The sequence below is a fragment of the Microbacterium testaceum genome, assembly GCF_003075375.1.
Lineage (GTDB): Bacteria > Actinomycetota > Actinomycetes > Actinomycetales > Microbacteriaceae > Microbacterium > Microbacterium testaceum_E.
In genome coordinates, this window is the sequence record NZ_QDFT01000085.1 from 1 (window position 1) to 3,871 (window position 3,871).

Annotated in this window: 4 protein-coding genes; 2 read left to right on the top strand and 2 right to left on the bottom strand. The window is 68.9% G+C overall.

Annotated elements, in window-relative coordinates:
- A partial coding sequence (locus DC432_RS15830) for a transposase (RefSeq protein WP_165801317.1) occupies nt 1-240 on the top strand: 240 nt, incomplete at its 5' end.
- A 112-nt stretch (nt 241-352) separates the two neighbouring features.
- Here the strand turns inward: DC432_RS15830 and DC432_RS15835 are convergent.
- Nucleotides 353-2,908, bottom strand: coding sequence for an MMPL family transporter (locus DC432_RS15835; protein ID WP_061681791.1), 2,556 nt, complete (start codon nt 2,906-2,908; stop codon nt 353-355).
- A 134-nt stretch (nt 2,909-3,042) separates the two neighbouring features.
- On the opposite strand from DC432_RS15835, the gene DC432_RS15840 reads away from it, so the two are divergent.
- Nucleotides 3,043-3,609, top strand: a complete 567-nt coding sequence (locus tag DC432_RS15840; protein ID WP_061681787.1) for a TetR/AcrR family transcriptional regulator — start codon at nt 3,043-3,045, stop codon at nt 3,607-3,609.
- A gap of 23 nt (nt 3,610-3,632) precedes the next feature.
- Here DC432_RS15840 and DC432_RS15845 read toward each other — a convergent pair.
- Nucleotides 3,633-3,871: transposase (locus DC432_RS15845; protein WP_165801318.1), on the bottom strand; the 239-nt coding region annotated here is incomplete at its 5' end.

Sequence of the window (3,871 nt, forward strand, 5' to 3'; positions counted from 1 at the left end):
ATCCCCGAGCCCCGCGACCAGCAGGGGCACCGGAAGCGTCGCGGTTCACGAGGCGGAAGGCCTGTCGGGCTCGACACCGACGACTACAAGAACCGCAACGTGATCGAACGCCGGTTCTGCCACGCCAAGCAATGGCGAGGCCTCGCGACCCGCTACGACAAACACGCGATCACCTACCGCGCCGCCGTCCTCATCCACGCCGCCATCGCCTGGACCAGAACGCTGTCAGACGCACCCTAGCCGGCTGGCCCTGAGTCCGATGAGACGTCGCACAACCGAAGGGATACGAGGCGGTCGCCCTGTCATGGTTCACTCGGCGGCGCGCCGGGCGCCGCCTGGCGGAGCCGCCCTCTCAGCGGACGGGTTCGTCGGCGTGCCGGACGTCGTCCGACGACGCATCCCCGGCTTCCGTCGCCGCCCCGTGGATCGGATGGCTTCGCTCGAGCGCGGCGCCCTCGACGTCGACGTTCGGGAGGATCCGATCGAGCCAGCGCGGCAGCCACCACGCCTTCTCGCCGAGCAGGTGCATGAGCGCGGGGATCAGCAACAGCCGCACCACGAACGCATCGAACAGCACGCCGATCGCGAGGCCGAAGCCGAGCGGTCGCACGAGCGCCAGGTGCGAGAAGATGAACCCGCCGAACACCGACACCATGATGATGGCCGCCGCGGTGACCACCGCTCGCCCGTTCCGTAGCCCGGCGACAACCGCCGTCCGGGCCGGCACCCCGTGCACGAACGCCTCTCGCATTCCGGTCACCAGGAAGAGCTGGTAATCCATCGCGAGACCGAACAGCACGCCGATGAGGATGATCGGTGCGAAGTTCAGCACCGGTCCGGGGGTGTGGACGCCGAACACCGGCCCGAGCCATCCCCACTGGTAGATCGCCACCACGGCTCCGAGTGCGGCGAACAGCGACAGCACGAACCCGGCTGTCGCGATCAGCGGCACGAGGATCGAGCGGAACACCAGCACGAGGATGAGCAGCGACAGCCCCACGACCAGCGCGAGGTACACCGGCAGCACGCCGGCGAGTTTCTCGGAGATGTCGATGTTGCCGCTGGCCTGGCCTGCCACCCCGAGCTCGATGTCTCCGATCGGCGAGAGCTCGCGCAGGTCGTGCACGAGCTGCTCGGTCGATTCGGTGGACGGTCCGCCGATCGGCACGACCTGGAAGGCGAGGAAGTCGCGGTCCTCGGACACTCCGACCGGCGCGACCGCGACCACGCCGCCCTGCTCGAGCAGCTGACCGGCTAGGTCGGCCTGTACCGCGACGACGTCGTCCTCATCGATCGGGGCCGGCAGCGCGGCGGTGACGAGCAGCGGTCCGTTCTGGCCGGCTCCGAATGCCTCGGCCGCGGACGTGTAGGCCCGGTACTGGCTGGAGTCGACGGGCTCGGATGACCCGTCGGGCATGCCGAGCCGCATGGAGAGCGCCGGGATCGCGATGATGAGCAGCGCGCCGACGGCGAGTGCGGCGCGCGCGAACGCACGCGAGGTCTTCATGGGCTTCAGCTCGGGGCGAGCGTGCGATTCGTGGCCGATCTGGCCGCGAGCCCGCCGATTGACGATCCGGAGGCCGATGATCCCGAGCATCGCAGGCGTCAGGGTCACCGACAGGAGTACCGCGACCAGCACGCATCCGGCCGCGACCGTTCCCATGACGCCGACGAAGGGGATGCCGGTCACGTTCAGGGCGAGCAGTGCGACGAGCACCGTCGAGCCTGCGAAGACCACGGCGTTGCCCGACGTGCCGTTCGCGAGGGCGATGGATTCGTGCACGTCGACACCGGCGAGCACTTGCCGTCGATGGCGGTTGATGATGAACAGCGCGTAGTCGATGCCCACGGCCAGTCCGAGCATCATGCCGAGCACGGGGGTGGCCGACGACATGTCCACGACGCCCGAGAAGGCCAGCGACCCGGCGACGCCGACGCCGACGCCGACGAGTGATGAGACGATCGGCAGCAGCGCCGGCAGCAGCGCGCGGAACATGATGACGAGCGTGAGCAGCGCGAGCGCGACGCCGACGATCTCGCCGATGCCGATGAGTCCCTCGACCGCGGTGGCGATCGTCGCCGAGTAGTAGTCGACCTGCACCCCGTCGATTTCGGCCTGGTCGAGTTCGTCCGAGACCGCTTCCACGACCTCGGACGGGACGGAGAACACGTCGTCCTCGAACATCACCACGCCGATCGCAGTGGCACCGTCCTCGGACACGGTTCGGATCTCCGAGGCGGCATCCATGAGCACCCGCGCGTCATCGAGCTGAGCGCGCTGCTCGGCGAGTTCGCCGGCACCGGCGTCCAGCTCGCCGCGGCGATCCTCGAGCTGAGCGGCACCGGCATCGAGCTCGGCCTGCTGCGCGGCGAACTGCGCCGCTGCGAGCGCGTACGTCCCCGCGGACTTCGCTTCAGCGATGGCCGCGTCGAGTTGCGCCTGAGCGGCCTCGAGCTGGGTTCGCGCAGCCTCGATCTGAGTGGAGCCCTCGTCGAGCTGGCGCTGCGCTTCGTCGAGCTGGGCCGCGCCGGCTTCGAGCTGCTGCTCCTGTTCGGCGCGATCGGACGTCGCGACGAAGGGGTCGACCACATCGGCCACGCCGTCGATTCCGTCGATCTCGGCCAACATCGCGGAGATATCCCCCTGCTGGGCCTCGGTGAAGTCGGATCCGTCCTCCGTCCGGAACACGATGGTGCCGGTTCCGCCCCCGAGTTCCCCCAGTTCTTCGGTGAGCCGCTCGGTGACGCGCTCGGTCTCGGTGCCCGGGATGCTCATGCTCGACGTCAGCGTGCCGCCGAAGGAGACGAAGGCTCCGACAGCCAGGGCGAGTGCGGCGATCCAACCGGCGACCACGGCCCACGGTCGGCGCGCGGCGAATCGTCCGACACGGTAGAGGAGTTCTGCCACGCGAGAGGCCTTTCATGAGGAGACGAGACGAGGGCGCACCTACGAGCCACCACCGAGGATAGCCGATATTTGTCGGAAATCGGAGCGGCTGGGTTCTGCGTGGCGTCTCCCCATCCCGCTGGCACAATCGACGCATGGATGCCCGCGTCGTCCGCACCCGACGGTCCCTGCAGGAGTCGCTGTTCGCCTTGGCTCGCGAGCGGCCGCTCGAGGAACTCACCGTCGCCGACATCGTGCAGCGGGCAGGAGTGAATCGGAGCAGCTTCTATCAGCATTACGCCGACAAGGACACCCTTCTCGCCGATGCCATCGACACGGCGGTCGAGCAGGCAGGGACCTTCCTGCCTGAAACGATCACCGCACCGGACGGCCCGCAACGCGCGCTCCTCGCCTACCTGCGACACATCGACGAGCATGTGGCGGTCTATCAGCGCGTGCTCGGACGCCACGGCTCGGCCGCGGTGGCGTTCAGGTTGCGTGATCGCATCGAGGCCGTTGCCCGCGAGGGCCTCGGGCGAATGGGCACGCACGCATTCGAAGGGATCCCCCTCGACGTCGTCAGTGCCGGCATCGCCGGCTCAGCACTCGGCGTCATCGAGGCGTGGCTCGCGCGCGACCCCCGACCGCGAGTCGAGACCGCTGCGGACTGGGTATGGCGTGTGCTCGTCGGCGTCGGCGATGCAATGGAGGAGGGGCGCTGACGGTACGCCCCGTCCACAGCCGGCTAGGGTGCGTCTGACAGCGTTCTGGTCCAGGCGATGGCGGCGTGGATGAGGACGGCGGCGCGGTAGGTGATCGCGTGTTTGTCGTAGCGGGTCGCGAGGCCTCGCCATTGCTTGGCGTGGCAGAACCGGCGTTCGATCACGTTGCGGTTCTTGTAGTCGTCGGTGTCGAGCCCGACAGGCCTTCCGCCTCGTGAACCGCGACGCTTCCGGTGCCCCTGCTGGTCGCGGGGCTCGGGGK

What these genes read in the sequence shown, in the direction of transcription:
- DC432_RS15840 (WP_061681787.1), top strand. Translation starts at nt 3,043, where the DNA reads ATGGATGCCCGCGTCGTCCGCACCCGACGGTCCCTGCAGGAGTCGCTG.